Here is a 17,677-nt window from a genome sequence, read left to right on the forward strand (position 1 = left end):
AAGGAGGAACAACCATGGCTGACCCCAAGGGTTTCCTGAAGATCACCGAGCGCGAGCTCCCCAAGCACCGCCCCGTCGACGTCCGCATCCAGGACTGGCGCGAGGTCCACGAGGACTTCGACCGAGGAACCGTCACCAAACAGGCCTCACGCTGCATGGACTGCGGCATCCCCTTCTGCCACAACGGATGCCCCCTCGGCAATCTCATCCCCGAGTGGAACAACCTCGTCCACACCCACGACTGGGCCGAAGCGATCGAACGGCTGCACGCCACCAACAACTTCCCCGAATTCACCGGCCGCCTCTGCCCGGCGCCCTGCGAATCGGCCTGCGTCCTCGGCATCAACCAGGACGCCGTCACCATCAAGAACGTCGAGGTCTCCATCATCGACCGCGCGTGGGAGGAAGGCTGGGTCAAGCCACTGCCGCCCACCCACCGCACCGGCAAGAAGGTCGCCGTCGTCGGCTCCGGCCCCGCCGGCCTGGCCGCCGCACAACAGCTCACCCGCGCCGGACACGACGTCACCGTCTACGAGCGCGCCGACCGCATCGGCGGCCTGCTCCGCTACGGCATCCCCGAGTTCAAGATGGAGAAGCGGCACATCGACCGCCGCCTCGCCCAGATGAGCGCCGAAGGCACCACCTTCCGCACCGGCGTCAACATCGGCGTCGACCTCACCGTCGACCAGCTCAAAGCCGACAACGACGCCGTCGTCCTCACCGGCGGCGCCACCAAGTGGCGGGACCTGCCCGCCACCGGTCGCGAACTCAAGGGCATCTACCAGGCCATGGAGTACCTGCCCCTGGCCAACCAGGTGCAGGAAGGCGACCTGGACCGCGCCCCCATCCACGCCGAGGGCAAGCACGTCGTCGTCATCGGCGGCGGCGACACCGGCGCCGACTGCGTCGGCACCGCCCACCGCCAGGGCGCCGCCTCGGTCACCCAGCTCGAGATCATGCCCAAGCCCCCCGCCAAGCGCCCCGACCACCAGCCCTGGCCCACCATGCCGATGCTGTACAAGGTCACCAGCGCCCACGAGGAGGGCGGCAAGCGGATCTACTCCGTCAACACCCTGGAGTTCCTGGGCGACGAGGACGGCAACGTCCGCGCCCTCAAGCTCGTCGAGGTCAAGCGCGGCCCGAACGGCTTCGAACCGGTCGAGGGCACCGAACGCGAGATCCCCGCCGACCTGGTCACCCTCGCCATGGGCTTCGTCGGCCCCGAGAAGGAGGGCATGCTCGACCAGCTCGGCGTCGAACTCGACGGCCGCGGCAACGTGGTCCGCGACAACGACTACAAGACCACCGTCGACGGCGTCTTCTGCGCCGGCGACATGGGCCGAGGCCAGTCGCTCATCGTCTGGGCCATCGCCGAGGGCCGCTCCGCCGCCGCCGGCGTGGACCGCTACCTCACCCAGGACACCACCCTGCCCGTGGCCATCCCGCCCACCGAGCGCCCGCTCGTGTAAGCGCTGTACAGGCACACGGCCAGACACAAACGAATACCGAACGTACCGGGCGCGGGGGTCTACCCCGCGCCCGGTACGCGTTCTAGCATCGACGCATGGTCTACCGCATCATCGGCGAAGGCGCCATGGTCCTGCACATGGCCTTCCTCGTCTACGTGATCATCGGTGGCTACCTCGCCTGGCGCTGGCCACCCATGTTCTGGCCCCACCTCGCCTGCGCCCTCTACGCCCTGGGCATCACCGTCATCGGCTGGGACTGCCCCCTCACTCACGTCGAGAACTGGGGCCGAGAACAGGCAGGCCAGGCCGGCCTTCCACCCGAAGGCTTCATCGAGCACTACCTCACCGGCGTCATCTACCCCGCCGAACACCTGCTCACCGCCCAACTCCTCGTCGCCCTCAGCGTGGCCGTCTCCTGGGCCGGAGCCCTTTACCTGCAACGAAGACGCAAGACGGCAGAGAACCGCGCGTAAAGATCGCGGCTGGATCCCGGCCACGCTATTCACGCCCAGCTCACAGCCGCCTACGGTCAGAAGATGACCGTAGTGACCTGGGACTCCTACCTCGCCGCCGACCACTTCGTCATGCGCAGCGCCCGGCTCGTCGACCGGCACCGCTTCGCCTACCACTTCCAAGCCGGATCAGACCAACCCGTACGCGCAGCCCTGGCCGCCCACCGCAACCTCGACGGCGGCTACGGCAACGCCCTCGACCCCGACATACGCGGCCACGCCAGCCAACCCGCCGCCACCGAGATCGCCCTGCGCTACCTGGACGAACTCGGCACCATCCCCGAGGGCATCGGCCAAGGTGTCTGCCGCCACCTCGCCTCGGTCAGCAACGACGACGGCGGCCTGCCTGTCGTCCTGCCCAACGTCCGCTACACCGAAGCCGCACCCTGGTACCAGAAAACCGACGACTTCCGCAGCCGCCTCGACATCACCGCGATGATCACCGGCCTACTCCACAAGAACAAGATCACCCACCCCTGGCGCGACCGAGCCACCGCCTACTGCTGGAAGCACATCGACGGCCTCAACTGGACCGACCCGCACGAAGCCATCGGCATCTGCGCCTTCTTGCAGTACGTCCCCGACCGAGCCCGCGCCATCAGCGCGATGAACCACATCGCCCGCATGATCCGCGCCGTCTTCGACGTCCACCCGCGAACCACCGGACACGTCCACACACCACTGGACCTCGCCTGCCACCCCGACCACATCGCCCGCCCGCTCTTCAGCGACACCGAGATCGAACGCAACCTCGAAGCCTTCGAGAACCAGCAACGCGCCGACGGCGGCTGGGACGCCTGCTGCGACCACTGGGACACCACCGCCACCCGTGAATGCGAGGGCATGCGCACCATCCAGCGCCTGCGCATCCTGCGCACCTACAGCCGAGTCCAACCGGACCTGCCCCGCCCGCGCCGCGCCGGCTGAGCCCTCGGTGATCTTGCTACCAGAGGCGATTACGGCGCCTTCGGGCCACGTGGTTGTTGCAACGAGGGTCTCGTCGAGGACCCCGGCCGAGGTTGCTTCTGGTAGCAAGATCAACGGGGGAAGGAACGGGAAATCCGCCGTCCGGGCCCTGGAATCAGCCCAGGGCCAGGAACCGCACGCCCGCGGCCTCCAGGGCGGCCCGGTCCGCCTCGGAACCCGCCCGGCCCGTCACCGCGCGCACCGCCGCCAGCGGCCCCCCGGCGGCACCCGCCCGGCCCGGCAGCAGCCGCTCCAGCTCCGCCGGGTCCACCCCCTCGAACAGCACCTCGCGGACCACGCCCAGGGCGGCCGGGCTCGTCCACGGCTCCCGGCCCAGCGCGTCCGCCATGTCCACCCCGTGCAACACCAGCTCCACGACCCGGGTCACCAGGAAGTCCGTCAGGAACATCGGATCACCGTGGCGCGTCACCATGGTCCGGCCCACCGGTTCCCCGACCAAACGCTCCGCCAGCGCGCGCCACGTCTCCCGCAGTACCCGCCCCGGCTCCGCAGCGTCCGCACGCCGCGCCGCCCGCCCCATCGCACTGTCCACCCGCGCCGTGTTCACCTCGGGAGAGAAGCGCACCTCCGGCACGTAGTACCCCGCCGCGGACACCAGCCCGTCCGAAATTTCGGGAGGACTTCCGTCCAAAGCCACCAACACCTGGTTCAGCGAACCCACCGTGTGTACCGACAGCGCCGCCACGTCCCACGGCGCGCACCGGGTCGGCAACTCCACCTCAGAATCCGACAAACCAAGAAGAACACCCTGCAACACCGCGATTTCCGACTCAAGAGCGGACACCACCACAGAACGATCAAGCATCGGCAACCCCTTCAACGAACACGAAACGCCACCAACAGGCCACGCCCCACATCCAACACCCCTCACCCAGGGTCACCACGTTCGCCCCAACTCCACCTCACATACGTGCATTCGCAACCTGGTTTAGACCACTCCATCCCCCAGACGCTCTAAAGTGATACACGTGACACGTCGAGCAAAAATCGTTGCGACCCTTGGCCCCGCCACCTCGAGTCTGGAAACACTCCGGCAACTCGTGGACGCCGGCCTGGACGTCGCACGACTCAACCTCAGCCACGGAACCCACGACGACCACAGCGCCAGCCTGGCCAACCTCAGGCAGGCCGCTGAAGGCGCCAACCGAGCAGTGGGGGTCCTCGCCGACCTCCAAGGACCCAAAATCCGCGTGGGAACCTTCCCCGACGGACCCGTCGAACTCGAAGCCGGCGACGAGTTCACCATCACCATCGAAGACGCACCCGGCACCAAAACCCGCGTCTCCACCACCTACAAGGGGCTCACCAACGACGTCCGCCCCGGCGACCGCGTCCTCATCGACGACGGTCGCGTCGTGCTGGAATGCACCAAAACCACCAGCACCGACGTCCACACCCGCGTCATCTACGGCGGCACCGTCTCCAACCACAAGGGACTCAACCTCCCCGGAGTCGCCGTCAGCGTCCCCGCCCTCACCCAAAAGGACGAGGACGACCTGCGCTGGGCCCTGCACCAACGCGTCGACATGGTCGCGCTCTCCTTCGTCCGCAGCCCCGCCGACGCCGAAGAGTGCCACCGCATCATGGACGAGGAGGGCATCACCGTCCCCCTCATCGCCAAAATCGAAAAGCCCCAGGCGGTCGAGCGCCTCCAGGACATCATCGAGGTCTTCGACGGCGTCATGGTCGCCCGCGGCGACCTCGGCGTCGAACTGCCCCTGGAAAACGTCCCGATGGTCCAAAAGCGCGCCATCGAACGCTGCCGCGACAAGGCCAAACCGGTCATCGTCGCCACCCAGATGCTCGAATCCATGATCAGCGCGCCCCGGCCCACCCGCGCCGAGGCCTCCGACGTCGCCAACGCCGTCCTCGACGGCGCCGACGCCGTCATGCTCTCCGGCGAAACCAGCGTCGGCAAGTACCCCATCGAGACCGTCGAGACCATGGCACGCATCGTCAGCGCCGCCGAACAGGAATCCCTGCGCGCCTCGCACATCCTCAACCGGGTACCCGAAACCACCGGCGGAGCCATCGCCCGAGCCGCGGCCGAGATCGGCGCCACCGTCGGCGCCAAGGCCCTGGTCGCCTTCACCATGTCCGGTGAGACCGCCAGGCGCCTGGCCCGCTACCGCTCACCCATCCCGCTCCTGGCCTTCACCACCGAGGCCAACACCCGAGGCAGGCTCTCCCTGACCTGGGGCACCGAGTGCAACCTGGTCCCGTGGGTCGACAACACCGACGACATGGTCCGCCAGGTCGAGACCGAACTGCTCCAGCTCGGCGACTACCACAAGGGTGACAAGGTCGTCATCGTCGCCGGCAGCCCGCCCGGAACCACCGGTTCCACCAACTCCCTGCGCGTCCACCGACTCGGCGACGCCGTCGCCCTCGGTAACAGCTGAACCAGCTGACGCGTGAACAGGCGCCCTGAGCCGGGGCGCCGATGACGGGCCGCATCAGGTCCGGCCCGGAGGAAGGCGTACTGAGCCGCGCCGACCTCTCCGGGCCGACCGGTGCGGCCGATGTCGTTCCCGGGGCAGGGGAGCGCAGGGGGAGGGGCCTCACGGCCTTCAGACGGCCCCCGCAGACAGCCCCTCTTCAGGTGGCCTCCGAGCGGGCCCCGGCACGGATCTCTACTCCTGGGTGGAGGAGACCCCGCCCTCGAACGTCACCCGGTCCAACGGCATGTCCCACGGCAGCAGGTTCCACGGGCTCTTCGGGTCCTCGTCCAACAGGCCCAGCGCCACCCACACCCGGTCCGCGTCCGGACGGTCATCCGCCACCTCGTCGCCGTCCACACCCTTGTCCGGCCACAGCAGGTAACCGGCGTGGAAGGCCGTGGACAGCTGACCCCACGACGAATAACGGCGCTGCAGATCCGACGCCACCCGGCGCAACAGCGTCTGCGTCTCCACCGGACTCAGCCAGTCCAACGTCGCCCCACCGCAGACCAAGCGGATGACGTGCACCGACTTCCACCACTGGTAGGCGCCGATGATCACCGTCTCGTCGCCCTCGGACACACCCGTGACGGCACGCAGCCGGGCCACCTGCTCCGCGGACAGCCGCACCGTCTCACCGGTGACCTCACCGCCCTGGTCCGAAGGCAGCCGCGAACGCGCCGTCCCCGCCCGCAGGTCCACCGCCAGGTCCAGGCTCGGCCCCGCGTGCAGATCGGTCAGCAGCGCGTTCACCGCCGCCAGCAGCGACTCCCGGTCCACCACCGACCACTGGCGCTCCAGCATCCGCTGGTAACGCCGCCGCAGGTTCGGGCGGGCCACCACGTCCCACGGTTCGGCCAACGCCACCCGGAACGGGGCCGCCACCGCGGCGGCCCACCGCTCCGTGCTCAACGGGGCCTCGGGGTCCTTGGTCCGGATCGCGGGCGACTCACGCGCACCCACCACCAATTCGGCGAAGGAACCGGCCGCCAACGCCACCAACGGCAGGAACGACCAGCCAGGAAGATCCACGGCGACCAGCAGGACCGCCGTCAGCGCCACCGGGGTCAACAACCACGGCTGCCGCCGCCGGGACCCCCAGGCCACCACGACCCAGGCCCCGATCACCAGCGCGCCGATCACCCCGGCCACCGCGGTCAACAACCGTCGCCCCTCTCTCGCACCGAGCCCCTCCTGACAGGGCTTTGTGCCATCAAGGATCAGGTACGCGGCACCTCACAGGCGACCGAACCGACGGGTTGTACTCAGGTTGTGGCCGTGATGTGACCGGTTCAGCCCGCTTGCGCCTACATAAAGTGACAAAAGACCTATTTGGGGTCGAAAGGGTCGGGTAGTTACAGAGGTTCTGGCCAGTCTGTCCCACACTGACCAGAACCCCCGCCACACCCGCCGAAAACCCGCTAACCCAGCGCCTCCACCACCACCTCGGTGGCCTCCGCCACCAGCGCGTTGTCGAACTCAGCCCCCTCCCCGTCACGGCTCGTCAACACAGCCACGACGATCGGGTCACCACCCTCCGGCCACACCACGCCGATGTCGTTGCGCATCCCGCCAGCGCCGCCCGTCTTGTCACCCACGACCCACCCCCGCGGCACACCCGCACGGATCAGCTCATCCCCCGTCGTGTTCCGCACCAACAGGTCCACCAACACCTCACGACGGTCCTCCGGCAACACGTCCCCCAACGTGAACGCCTCCAGACTCCCCGCCAGAGCCTCCGGAGTGCTGGTGTCCCTCTCCTCACCCGGACCCACATCGTTCAACTCGGTCTCCCACCGCACCGGGTTGGTCACCTCGTCACCGGCCAACTCCACCAGAGCCTCCCCGAACCCCTCCGGACCACCGACCTCCGCCAGCAACAGGTTCGCCGCCGCGTTGTCGCTGTAGCGCACCGTCGCGTCACTCAACTCCAACAGCGACATCCCCGAACCCACGTTCTCCTCCGTCACCGGAGAGTGAGCCACCAGATCCTCCTCCCCGTACTCCACCACCCGCTCCATCTCCTCCAACGAGTTCTCCGACAACACCACCCCCGCCAACAAAGCCTTGAACGTCGACAGGAAGGCGAACCGCTCATCCGCCCGGAACGCCACCTCCTCACCCGACCCCGTGTCCAACGCGTACACACCCAACCGGGCGTCGAACTCCTCCTCAAGAGCCCCGAACTCCGCCACATAATCCACCCCGACCGGAGCCTCCGACGGCGCACCACCCGAAGAAGCACCCCCGCCGGCCTCCGCCGCACCACACCCCACCAACGGCACCAAAGCAACCGACGCCACAAACCCACGCCACACCGAACTACGCACAACAACCCCCGCAAAGAAAAGGAGAACGAGCCACAACCAGCCCGCCCCCGCAGTCTCACCACCCACCAACCATGCTGTCCAAGACACAAACAGCCACACCCATGCACATTCGACATAACCTCAGCACATGGACCTCGTCGGAGCCTGCACCGCCTTCATCCACGTCAGCGACCGCGGCAGCTTCACCCACGGCGCCGCAGCCGCCCGCATCCCCCAACCCGTCGCCAGCCGCCGCATCGCCGCCCTCGAAAAACACCTCGGCGCCCCCCTCTTCGACCGCACCACACGAAGCCCCACCCTCACCCAGTTCGGCCACGCCGTCCTCCCCACCGCACGACGCCTCGTCCACCTCGCCCACACCCTCGAACACGACGCCGCCCAAGCCCGCCACACCCCCCTACGCATCGCCGTCCCCACCACCTGCACCACCCACGACCTCGCCCACCTCACCGCCCGAGCCCGCCGACACGACCTCCACCTCGACCCCCACCCCGCCCCACCCGCCCAACGCGACGAACTCCTCCACACCAGACAAGTCCGCACCGCCATCACCGCCGTCCCACCCGACCAGGCCCACTGGACCGTCCCCCTCGGCCTGGCCACCCACCACCCACCCCACGCCAACACCCACTACCTCGAAACACTCCGACCCCACCGAAACGACACCACCCCGCCCCGCCGCGTCTGGATCCAACCCGAAGACGACACACCCCACATCCGCGACCCCCTCACCCACACCGGCGACACCGTCGGCCTCCACCCCACCCAGATCACCCACGCCACCACCCTCACCACCGCCACCGCCGAAATCCTCACCACCCACGACCTCCTCCTCTGCTCACCCCGCCAAGCCGAAGACCTCAACCTCCACTGGCGCCCCCTCGGAGAAACCCAACCCACCCGCACCTACACCGCCACCGGAGAACAATCCGAAACCCTCCGCACCCACCTCCACACCCACGTCGCCCACTGCCTCGGAGCACCCACCCCGTGATCACCCAACGACTCCACACCGAACTCGACCAAGCCGGACTCCACGCCTCATTCCTCGTCCGCGACCTCAACACCGGCCACGAAATCGGCATCAACCCCGACACCCCCTACGCCACCGCCTCCCTCGTCAAAATCCCCCTCGCCCTGGCCACCCTCCAACGCATCCACCAAGGCGAACTCGACGGCGCCACCCCTCTCCACATCAAGCCCGACGGCCCCACCCTCGGCCCCACCGGCCTCGGCCGGTTCCGACACCCCGCCTCCATCGCCATCGACGACCTCCTCCACCTCGCCATGTCCCTCAGCGACAACATCGCCGCCGACGCCCTCTTCGACCTCACCCCGCCCGCCCACGTCACCCAGACCCTCCACCAACACCACATCCACGGCATCACCGTCCGCCACCGCATCCGCGACCTCAACGAGACCCCCGCCGAACGCCTCGCCCCCGACGAAACCCACCTCGCCCACACCCTCGCCATCCAGGCCCAGACCGCCGGACACGGCCACCGCATCCCCCAACTCGACGTCACCCTGGCCAACTCCGGCACCGCCCGGGCCCACGTCGACCTCCTCCAAGCCCTCTGGAAACCCACCACCATCCACCCCGACACCGCCGCCCGCCTACGGGCCCTCATGGCCGACAACCTCATCCGCCACCGCCTCGCCCCCGAGTTCGACACCGACGCCAGCACCTGGTCCTCCAAGACCGGCACCGTCCTCAACCACCGCCACGAAGTCGGCGTCGTCGAACACAAGAGCGGCGAGGCCTACGCCATCGCCGCCCTCACCGCGTCCCAGGTCCCCGCCCGCCAACAGCCCGCTGCTGAAGCCCTCATCGGCCGCGCCGCCCGCATCCTCAGGGACCATCTGCGCGCCAACTGAATCAGTACTTGGGCCCGACGATGCGTTCCATCTTGGCCACTGCATCCTTGCGGGAGATGGACACGATTTGGGCGTTCCGAAGGGGGAGCTCCCGCTTGTTGACGTGGATCTTCCGGGAGTGTAAAGGTAGGGGCTCTGTCCCCATTCCGGTGGTGACGTAGGGCATCAACCTGTCACGCTCGGTGGCGTGTGACGTTAAAGAACTCCTGAAGATCGTCTTCTCCGGCCTGCTGCCCCTGATCATCGAGGCCATCGACGACGGACCCACCATCGGGCTGCGGACCCGCACCCCCGACCAGCCGTCTCCTTGCCCGGTCTGCGGCACCCCCTCCGTCAAGGTGCACGCCTACCACCAGCGCACCCTCACCGACACCCCCGTCGACGGCAAGAACGTGCACGTCACGGTGCGCATACGACGTTTGGTGTGCTCAACCCGCGGTTGCCCCCGCCAAACGTTTCGGGAACAGCTCCCCGGCGTCCTGGTCCGCTACCAGCGGCGCACGCCCCGTCTGGCCACCCAGATCGGCGCGGTAGCGCGGGAGCTGGCAGGCCGGGCCGGCGCCCGGCTGCTCAAGGCCCTGGCCGCACCGGTCTCGAAGAACACCGCGCTACGGACCCTGATGCGCCTGCCCCTTCCCAGGCATCCGGTGCCCCGTGTACTGGGGGTGGACGACTTCGCGCTACGCAAAGGCCGCCGGTATGCCACCGTGCTCACTGACACGACCACCAACGCCCGTATCGAGGTCCTGCCCGACCGCACCGCCGACACCTTGGAAACTTGGCTGCGCGACCGTCCTGGGATCGAGGTCGTGGTGCGCGACGGGTTCGCCGCCTACGCCGAGGCCGTCCGCCGAGCATTGCCCGACGCTGTGCAGGTCGCCGACCGCTGGCACCTGTGGCACAACCTGTCCGAGGCGGTGCGCAAAGACGTCGCCTCCCACAGCACCTGCTGGGCCAAGGCCGGACCTCCCTCCAGAAGCTGGACCGTCAGGAGTCCACCCTCGAGCGCTGGCACCACATCCACGACCTGCTCGACCAGGGCGTGGGGCTGATGGAGTGCGCCCGCCGACTCAACCTGTCCTTGAACACCATCAAGCGCTACGCCCGCATCGGCGAGCCCGACCGGCTGCGCCAAGCCCCGCAGTACCGCGCTGGCCTGGTCGACCCCTACCGCGACTACCTACGCAAACGAAAGGAGGAGAACCCGGCCGTGCCCGTGCAACGGCTCTTCGGCGAGATCAGCCGACTCGGCTATGAGGGCAGCCTCAACCTGCTCTACAAGTACATCAACCAGGGTCGACTCGACAGCGACCGGGAAGCGATCTCACCCAAGGCCTTCAGCGCGCTGCTCCTGGCCCACCCCAACCGGCTCACACCCGAGGAGAGCCAGACTCTCGCCGAGCTGACCGGGGCCTGCCCGGAGATGGCCCGGCTTGGCGACCACATCAGCGGCTTCGCCCAGCTCCTGGCACCTGCCCCGGGCAACGCCGAGGCCCTGACCGGGTGGATTGCCGGAGTTGGTGAGGACGATCTGCCGCACCTTCACGCCTTCACCCGCGGCCTGGACCAGGACCGGGCCGCGGTCGACGCGGCCCTGACCCTGCCCTTCCACAACGGAGGCACGGAGGGTGTGAACACCAGGTCGAAGCTGCTCAAACGCCAGATGTACGGGCGAGCCGGGTTCCCGTTGCTCCGCCACCGCATCCTCCTGCAGTGAGCTCACTGAACGTCACCACCGAAATGGGGACAGAGCCCTTAACTTGACACACCCGATCTTCCAAGCGATGCCCAGCCGATCCAGGGCACGAGTGAAGATTTCGATGATGTCCGTCGACGTGTTGGTGAAGTGGTAGCGCGGGTACTCGTAGTGGGTCGCTCCACCGTCCGGTCGCCGCTTGGGTATTCGGTTGATGGCTCGGCATCCATCAGAGTGAATGAACCCGCGTATGAGGGCTTCGGACTGCTCATCAGCGATCTCCTGCTGCCAGGGCTCCAAAACGATCGACCGCGAGTGCTTGTGTCCAGGGCCGTGCTGGGGGAAGATGCACGGCCAGTGCTTGGAGGCACCCTTGATCGCTACGCTGCCTGGCCGCTTGGCTTTGAAGGACTTGATCGGGAAGACGGCCTCCATCGCGGCCGTGCAGTAGCTGATCAGCTGCGGGTACTTGTTGTCGTAGTGGATCCACAGCACGTAGACATCGCGCCTGCCGAGGGTGATGTGCCCATCTCCGAGGTAAGCGCCGAGAAGGTAGGCGTATGCCTCGTGATTCAGCTTTCCGTCCGAGCACTTCGGGCAGTACATGGTGCGGTCCGCGCGGCGGGCCTCGGTCTCGGGGTTCCGGCGGCGGCCGTAGCGCCAGTGCCTAACTGCGTATATGGAGACACCGCAGCGGGCAGCGATCTCCCTATCAGTCAGACCTTGGGCTTTGAGCTGGAAGGTCTCGTCAACGATCGTGCGTGAGTACATAGGGTGCATGGTTGCTCACGCTTCGGACATTTTCGGGGGAGAGGTCCTCTGAGCAGCAAAAAAGCCACCCGTGAGGGTGGCTCTGGTACCCCGAGTGGGATTCGAACCCACACTGTGCGCCTTTTGAGGGCGCCTTCTCTGCCGTTGGAATATCGGGGCAAGGTGTGCCAAGTCGGACATCTTGGCAGGTGTTCGGTTTTGGTGGCGGTCCGCCAACGGTGAAGTCACGATTGACCGGCATTGCCGGGGCCGACGCACAGCATACTAGCGGATCTCGGTAACCTCGTGTACGTGACGAGGACGCAGAGCCGTGTGGTGATCGCGGAAGACGAGGCCCTGATCCGCCTGGATCTCAAGGAGATGCTCGAGGAGGACGGTTACGCCGTCGTCGGGGAGGCAGGCGATGGTGAGGCCGCTATTCGGCTTGCCCAGGAGCTGAGGCCCGACCTGGTGATCACCGACATCAAGATGCCGGTGCTGGACGGCCTTTCCGCCGCTGAGCGGATCGCCGGGGAGCGTATCGCCCCGGTCGTGATCCTGACGGCCTTCTCGCAGCGCGAGCTGGTCGAGCGGGCGCGGGAGGCCGGGGCCATGGCCTATCTGGTCAAGCCCTTCAGCAAGTCGGACCTGGTGCCGGCGATCGAGATGGCGACCTCCCGTTACGCCGAACTGGCGGCATTGGAGGCGGAGGTCAGCAGCCTCACGGACCGGCTCGAGACGCGCAAGCTCGTCGAGCAGGCCAAGGGGCTGTTGCAGAGCCGCCACGGGATGAGCGAGCCCGAGGCGTTCAGGTGGATCCAGAAGAACTCCATGGACCGGCGCCTGACCATGCGCAAGGTGGCCGAGACCGTCGTCGAGACGCTCGGCGGACAGCAGGGCTAACCGGCCGAACCGAGAAGTACTGAAGCAGGGGCCGTACCCGACCGGGTACGGCCCCTGCTTGTGTTCTCGGGGGGCGCCACGCGGAGAAAACCTACAGATCGGCAGGTTGCGGCGTTGGAAGCTAGACGGTTGTTCAGGTTCAACGCGGATCCTGTACCGGTTTGGTCTCGTTTGCGCACAATGGGGTGACGGTTGGGTCACGTGGCTTAAGCGATGCTGAATGACCAGCCTAAACCGGGCTAAACTCACCGCACCGAACAGCTAAAGGACAGCGGCGGCCGAATGCGAGCATTCGGTGCTGCCGACCTCAGATGCGCAAGGAGCGCGCGTGCGCACACGCCTCGTGACCGTGTTGCTCGCCCTGATCACCGCATTCCTGGTGATTCCCGGGGCAGTGGCGACGGCAGACGAACAGGGCGGTGAGTCGCTGCACGGTCAGATCGGTCAGCCGGACGACCGGGACCAGGGTGTCGAAGGCATCCTGATCACGGTCTTCCAGGGTGAGGACGAGATCGATGCGGTGGAAACCGACTCTGATGGAATTTGGGAAGTGGAGTTGCCCGAACCGGGTGACTACCGCGTAGTACTGGACCAGGAGTCCGTCCCCAGCGAGTTCGCCGTACGCGAGACGAGTCTCGTCGTCGATGGTGTGGCCGAGGTGGAGGTCGACCCCAACGAACAGCGGCGCGTCCTCATCGTGTTGGAGAGCCCCGGTGCATCAGCCGGGCAGGACGAGAGTTCTCCCTCGCCCGACGACGAGGCGACGGAGGATGACGAGGCGTCCGAGGAGGACGTCGTCGCGGTCGAGGGCGTCAGCGGCGGTTTCGGTGAGCGCTTCGTGCAGCTCGCCGCGGCCGGTGTGCTGTTCGGCCTGGTCATCGCGATCTCCGCGATCGGCCTCTCACTGATCTTCGGTACGACGCAGGTCATCAACTTCTCGCACGGTGACATGGTCACCTTCGGTGCGATGATGGCGCTGCTGTTCAGTACCGGTGCCGCGGGGCTGGGCAACTCCCTGCTGGCGATCTTCGCCGGTCTGGGGGTCGCGATCCTGCTGGGCGCCTTCATGGAGGGCAAGCTCAACCGGACGACGCTGATCGTCATCCAGTGGTCGGCGGTCTTCGGCGGTATCGCCCTGGCGACGCTGTTTGGCGTGCTGGGTGATGACCTCGGCTGGCGGGTGCCGCTGTGGGTGGCCGCGGGTATCGCGGTGATCATGGGCGGTGTCCTGGGCGGCACGATGGAGCGCTACCTGTGGCGGCCGCTGCGTAAGCGCAACGTGGCCCTGATCCAGATGTTCATTGTCTCGATCGGTCTGGCGCTGATCCTGCGGCACGTGATCCTGGTGCTCTTCGGGGCCAACCGGACGCGTTACTCCGGTTTCCAGGTGCAGGAGATGGTGCACTTCGGGCCGATCTCGATGCCCCCGCGTGACCTGGTGATCATGGGGGTCGCGGTCGCGGTCCTGGTGTTGGTGGCCTGCCTGCTGCAGTTCACCCGTATCGGCAAGGCGATGCGCGCGGTCTCGGACAACCGGGACCTGGCGGAGTCGTCGGGTATCGACGTGGACCGGGTCACGCTGTACGTGTGGTTCCTCGGTGGCGGTCTGGCGTCCCTGGGCGGTGTGCTCTTCGGCCTGAACCAGGTCGTGGACTACGAGATGGGCTTCCGTCTGCTGCTGCTGATGTTCGCCGCGGTGATCCTGGGCGGTCTGGGCACGGCCTACGGTGCGATGGTCGGCGGTCTCGCGGTCGGCCTGGTGGCGATGCTGTCCACTCTGTGGTTCCCCACACAGCTCATGCAAGCGTGGGCTCTGGCCCTGATGATCCTCATGCTGCTGATCAGGCCCCAGGGTCTGCTCGGTCGGCGCGAGCGGGTCGGCTAGGAGAGGTAGACGATGGATATTTTCTTGATCCTCGCCGAGTCCGCCCGATCCGCGGTGGGACCGGTGGCCGCGATCTACGCGCTGGCCGCGATCGGGTTGAACCTGCACTTCGGTTACACGGGGTTGCTGAACTTCGGTCAGGTCGGGTTCATGCTGGTGGGCGCCTATGGCGTGGGTATCAGCGTGGCGGTGTTCGAGCTGCCGTTGCTGGTCGGGTTCGCGCTGGGTGTGGCCTGTGCGGTGGTGTTGGCGTTGCTGTTGGGTATTCCGACGCTGAGGTTGCGTGCGGACTATCTGGCGATCACGACGATCGCCGCGGCCGAGGTTTTGCGGTTGGTGTACCGGGCCGGGTTCGCGGAGCCGCTGACCAACGGTGTGTACGGGTTGCAGAACCTGTCGGGTGAGTTCCGTACGTGGAACCTGATCTTCGATCCGGGTGATCGGTACGGGATCGGCGCGTTCTCGTTCAGCGGTAACCACATGTGGCTGATGACGGTGGCGTGGGGTCTGGTGGCGTTGACGGCGTTGCTGACCTGGCTGCTGATGCACAGCCCGTGGGGCCGTGTGGTGAAGGGCATCCGTGAGGACGAGGAGGCGGTGCGCAGCCTCGGTAAGAACGTGTTCGCCTACAAGATGCAGGTGCTGGTCCTGGGCGGCGTGATCGGTGCGCTGGCGGGTTGTCTGATGGCGGTGCACCAGGGTGCGATCCAGCCGGACCAGTTCAAGCCGCAGGTGACGTTCTTCCTGTGGGTGATCCTGCTGCTGGGTGGTGCGGGCCGTGTGTTCGGTCCGATCGTCGGTTCGATGGCGTTCTGGTTCCTGATGACCTTCACGGACAGGTTCCTGCGGGGTCTGGGTGCCGAGGGTTATCTGCCTTTCCTGTCGGGTCCGGACTTCGGTGCCATCCAGCTGGCGTTCGTCGGTGTGATGCTGGTGCTGTTGATCGTCTTCCGGCCGCAGGGTCTGATCGGTGACCGCAAGGAGATGTTGATCAATGTCAAGTGACGAGGTGAACGCCTCCGGGGCGGGTGTCGAGGTCGACCGGATGGTCGGGGCGGTTCCGGAGCCGGGTTCGGTGAAGTCGGATCCGATTCTGATCGCTGACGGGGTGAAGCGTTCGTTCGGTGGTCTGACCGCCGTGGACGTGAAGCACCTGGAGGTGCAGCGGGGGACGATCACGGCGTTGATCGGTCCGAACGGTGCCGGTAAGTCGACGATGTTCAACCTGTTGACCGGTTTCGACCGGGTCGACGGTGGTCGTTGGTCGTTCGAGGGCAGGCAGATCAACGGTAAGAGCGGTCACCAGGTGGCGCGGGCCGGGATGGTGCGGACGTTCCAGCTGACCAAGGCGCTGACGCGGATGACGGTGCTCGACAACATGTTGTTGGGTGCTCCGGGTCAGACGGGTGAGCGGATGGCCGGTGCGTTCCTTCGCCCGGTGTGGGGTCGTCAGGAGAAGGCCAACACCGTCAAGGCGATGGATCTGCTGGAGCGCTTCAAGCTGATCGACAAGCGCCAGGACATGGCGGGTTCGTTGTCGGGTGGTCAGCGCAAGCTGTTGGAGATGGCTCGTGCGCTGATGACCGATCCGAGCATGATCATGCTGGACGAGCCGATGGCGGGTGTGAACCCGGCGTTGGTGCAGTCGCTGCTGCACCACATCACGTCGTTGCGTGATGAGGGCAAGACGGTGCTGTTCGTCGAGCACGACATGGACGTGATCATGGGGATCAGCGACTGGATCGTGGTGTTGGCTCAGGGGCGGGTGATCGCGGAGGGTCGGCCTTCGGACATCCGGTCCAACCAGCAGGTGATCGACGCCTACCTGGGTGCCCAGGACGTCGAGGGCGAGGCCCAGGGGAGTGGCGATGACTGAGGAGAACGGGAAGCTGCGCCCGGAGCCGGAGGAGGTTCCGGTGGAGGCGGAGGAGGCCGTGGTCGTCCAGGAGCACCGTGAGGAGATCCTGGAGCAGGCCATGGAGGAGTCCTTGGAGGTGGGTGGTCCGGAGGACTACCTGCTGTTGGCCAAGGACGTGGTGGCCGGTTACGTGCCGGGGGTGAACATCCTGAACGGGTGCACCCTGACTCTCACCGAGGGTGAGGTCGTGGCGATCATCGGCCCGAACGGTGCCGGCAAGTCGACGCTGATCAAGACGATCTTCGGGTTGCTTCCGGTTCGCGGGGGCGATCTGACGCTGCGGGGTTCGAGTATCGCGGGGTTGGCGGCGCACACGTTGGTGGAGCGGGGTGTGGGTTATGTCCCGCAGACGCGCAACGTGTTCCCGTCGTTGACGATCGAGGAGAACCTCCAGATGGGGGCTTTCCTGCGGCCGCGGACGTTCAATGAGCGGTTCGGTGTGGTGGCGGGTCTGTTCCCGTTGCTGGCGGACCGGCGTCGGGCGAAGGCGGGGTCGCTGTCGGGTGGTGAGCGTCAGATGGTGGCCATGGGCCGGGCGCTGATGATGGATCCGTCGGTGCTGCTGTTGGACGAGCCGACCGCGGGGTTGTCGCCGATCTACCAGGAGGAGGTCTTCCAGCGGGTCAAGGAGGTCAACTCCACGGGTGTTTCGGTGATCATGGTGGAGCAGAACGCGCGGCGTTGTCTGCAGATCTGTGACCGCGGTTATGTGCTGGACCAGGGCCGGAACGCGTACACGGGTTCGGGTCGGGACCTGTTGAACGATCCGAACGTGATCGAGCTGTACCTGGGGACGCTCGCGAAGGGCTGATCCGGGAGTTGTGGAGGGGCGGGACCCGTTGCGGGTCCCGCCCCCTTCTTGGTGCTCGGGCCGGTGTGCGGCGCTGGTGTCCGCTTCGGATCGGGCC

Annotated in this window: 15 protein-coding genes, 1 tRNA gene and 1 pseudogene; 12 read left to right on the top strand and 5 right to left on the bottom strand. The window is 67.0% G+C overall.

The window, feature by feature from the left end; all coding sequences use genetic code 11:
* The first annotated feature begins 14 nt into the window (after window positions 1–14).
* The 3 genes from NE857_RS11845 to NE857_RS11855 all read left to right on the top strand — a co-directional run bounded on the left by NE857_RS11845 (window position 15) and on the right by NE857_RS11855 (window position 2,908).
* A complete protein-coding gene (locus NE857_RS11845) occupies window positions 15–1,469 on the top strand; it encodes a glutamate synthase subunit beta (protein WP_254421024.1) in 1,455 nt (484 codons plus the stop codon).
* A 95-nt stretch (window positions 1,470–1,564) separates the two neighbouring features.
* Window positions 1,565–1,942 (top strand): DUF2784 domain-containing protein, encoded by a 378-nt coding sequence (locus NE857_RS11850; protein WP_254421025.1) that lies wholly within the window; start codon window positions 1,565–1,567, stop codon window positions 1,940–1,942.
* A gap of 72 nt (window positions 1,943–2,014) precedes the next feature.
* The gene (locus tag NE857_RS11855) at window positions 2,015–2,908 is read left to right on the top strand and encodes a prenyltransferase (protein ID WP_254421955.1); all 894 of its coding nucleotides are present in this window, start codon (window positions 2,015–2,017) and stop codon (window positions 2,906–2,908) included.
* A gap of 154 nt (window positions 2,909–3,062) precedes the next feature.
* Here NE857_RS11855 and NE857_RS11860 read toward each other — a convergent pair whose 3' ends face one another.
* Window positions 3,063–3,773, bottom strand: coding sequence for a maleylpyruvate isomerase family mycothiol-dependent enzyme (locus NE857_RS11860; protein ID WP_254421026.1), 711 nt, complete (start codon window positions 3,771–3,773; stop codon window positions 3,063–3,065).
* Between the two features lie 163 nt (window positions 3,774–3,936).
* Here NE857_RS11860 and pyk point away from each other — a divergent pair, with 163 nt between their 5' ends.
* Window positions 3,937–5,370 carry a pyruvate kinase gene (pyk, locus tag NE857_RS11865; protein ID WP_254421027.1) on the top strand — a complete coding sequence of 478 codons (1,434 nt, stop codon included), beginning with the start codon at window positions 3,937–3,939 and terminating at the stop codon, window positions 5,368–5,370.
* A 231-nt stretch (window positions 5,371–5,601) separates the two neighbouring features.
* On the opposite strand, the gene NE857_RS11870 is transcribed toward pyk, so the two are convergent.
* Window positions 5,602–6,573 carry a DUF1266 domain-containing protein gene (locus NE857_RS11870; RefSeq protein ID WP_254421028.1) on the bottom strand — a complete coding sequence of 324 codons (972 nt, stop codon included), beginning with the start codon at window positions 6,571–6,573 and terminating at the stop codon, window positions 5,602–5,604.
* Between the two features lie 257 nt (window positions 6,574–6,830).
* On the bottom strand, window positions 6,831–7,739 hold the full coding sequence (bla, locus tag NE857_RS11875; protein WP_376769970.1) for a class A beta-lactamase: 909 nt from the start codon (window positions 7,737–7,739) through the stop codon (window positions 6,831–6,833).
* Between the two features lie 127 nt (window positions 7,740–7,866).
* Here bla and NE857_RS11880 point away from each other — a divergent pair, with 127 nt between their 5' ends.
* From NE857_RS11880 to NE857_RS11890, 3 genes and pseudogenes are all read left to right on the top strand, one after another.
* The gene (locus tag NE857_RS11880; RefSeq protein ID WP_184361304.1) at window positions 7,867–8,733 is read left to right on the top strand and encodes a LysR family transcriptional regulator; all 867 of its coding nucleotides are present in this window, start codon (window positions 7,867–7,869) and stop codon (window positions 8,731–8,733) included.
* Entirely contained in the window at window positions 8,730–9,617 is an 888-nt protein-coding gene (locus NE857_RS11885; RefSeq protein ID WP_184361307.1) for a serine hydrolase, read from the top strand. The genes NE857_RS11880 and NE857_RS11885 overlap by 4 nt, the downstream gene beginning before the upstream one ends.
* A 182-nt stretch (window positions 9,618–9,799) precedes the next feature.
* Window positions 9,800–11,334: pseudogene (locus tag NE857_RS11890) on the top strand (ISL3 family transposase).
* A gap of 12 nt (window positions 11,335–11,346) precedes the next feature.
* Here the strand turns inward: NE857_RS11890 and NE857_RS11895 are convergent.
* Together NE857_RS11895 and NE857_RS11900 are read right to left on the bottom strand one after the other, a co-directional pair.
* Window positions 11,347–12,084 carry a transcriptional regulator gene (locus NE857_RS11895; RefSeq protein ID WP_254421029.1) on the bottom strand — a complete coding sequence of 246 codons (738 nt, stop codon included), beginning with the start codon at window positions 12,082–12,084 and terminating at the stop codon, window positions 11,347–11,349.
* An 83-nt stretch (window positions 12,085–12,167) separates the two neighbouring features.
* Window positions 12,168–12,243: transfer RNA gene (locus NE857_RS11900), tRNA-Leu, on the bottom strand.
* A gap of 153 nt (window positions 12,244–12,396) precedes the next feature.
* Here NE857_RS11900 and NE857_RS11905 point away from each other — a divergent pair.
* The 5 genes from NE857_RS11905 (at window position 12,397) to NE857_RS11925 (ending at window position 17,580) form a co-directional block, all read left to right on the top strand.
* Entirely contained in the window at window positions 12,397–12,966 is a 570-nt protein-coding gene (locus NE857_RS11905; RefSeq protein WP_017579858.1) for an ANTAR domain-containing response regulator, read from the top strand.
* A gap of 328 nt (window positions 12,967–13,294) precedes the next feature.
* A complete protein-coding gene (locus NE857_RS11910; protein WP_254421030.1) occupies window positions 13,295–14,851 on the top strand; it encodes a branched-chain amino acid ABC transporter permease in 1,557 nt (518 codons plus the stop codon).
* Window positions 14,852–14,863: 12 nt separating this feature from the next.
* The gene (locus NE857_RS11915; RefSeq protein WP_254421031.1) at window positions 14,864–15,856 is read left to right on the top strand and encodes a branched-chain amino acid ABC transporter permease; all 993 of its coding nucleotides are present in this window, start codon (window positions 14,864–14,866) and stop codon (window positions 15,854–15,856) included.
* Window positions 15,846–16,727 (top strand): ABC transporter ATP-binding protein, encoded by an 882-nt coding sequence (locus NE857_RS11920; RefSeq protein WP_254421032.1) that lies wholly within the window; start codon window positions 15,846–15,848, stop codon window positions 16,725–16,727. Before NE857_RS11915 ends, NE857_RS11920 begins: the two co-directional genes overlap by 11 nt.
* Window positions 16,720–17,580, top strand: coding sequence for an ABC transporter ATP-binding protein (locus tag NE857_RS11925; RefSeq protein WP_254421033.1), 861 nt, complete (start codon window positions 16,720–16,722; stop codon window positions 17,578–17,580). Before NE857_RS11920 ends, NE857_RS11925 begins: the two co-directional genes overlap by 8 nt.
* The last annotated feature ends 97 nt before the right edge of the window (window positions 17,581–17,677 follow it).

Origin of the sequence: Nocardiopsis exhalans (assembly GCF_024134545.1) — a bacterium.
GTDB lineage: Bacteria > Actinomycetota > Actinomycetes > Streptosporangiales > Streptosporangiaceae > Nocardiopsis > Nocardiopsis exhalans.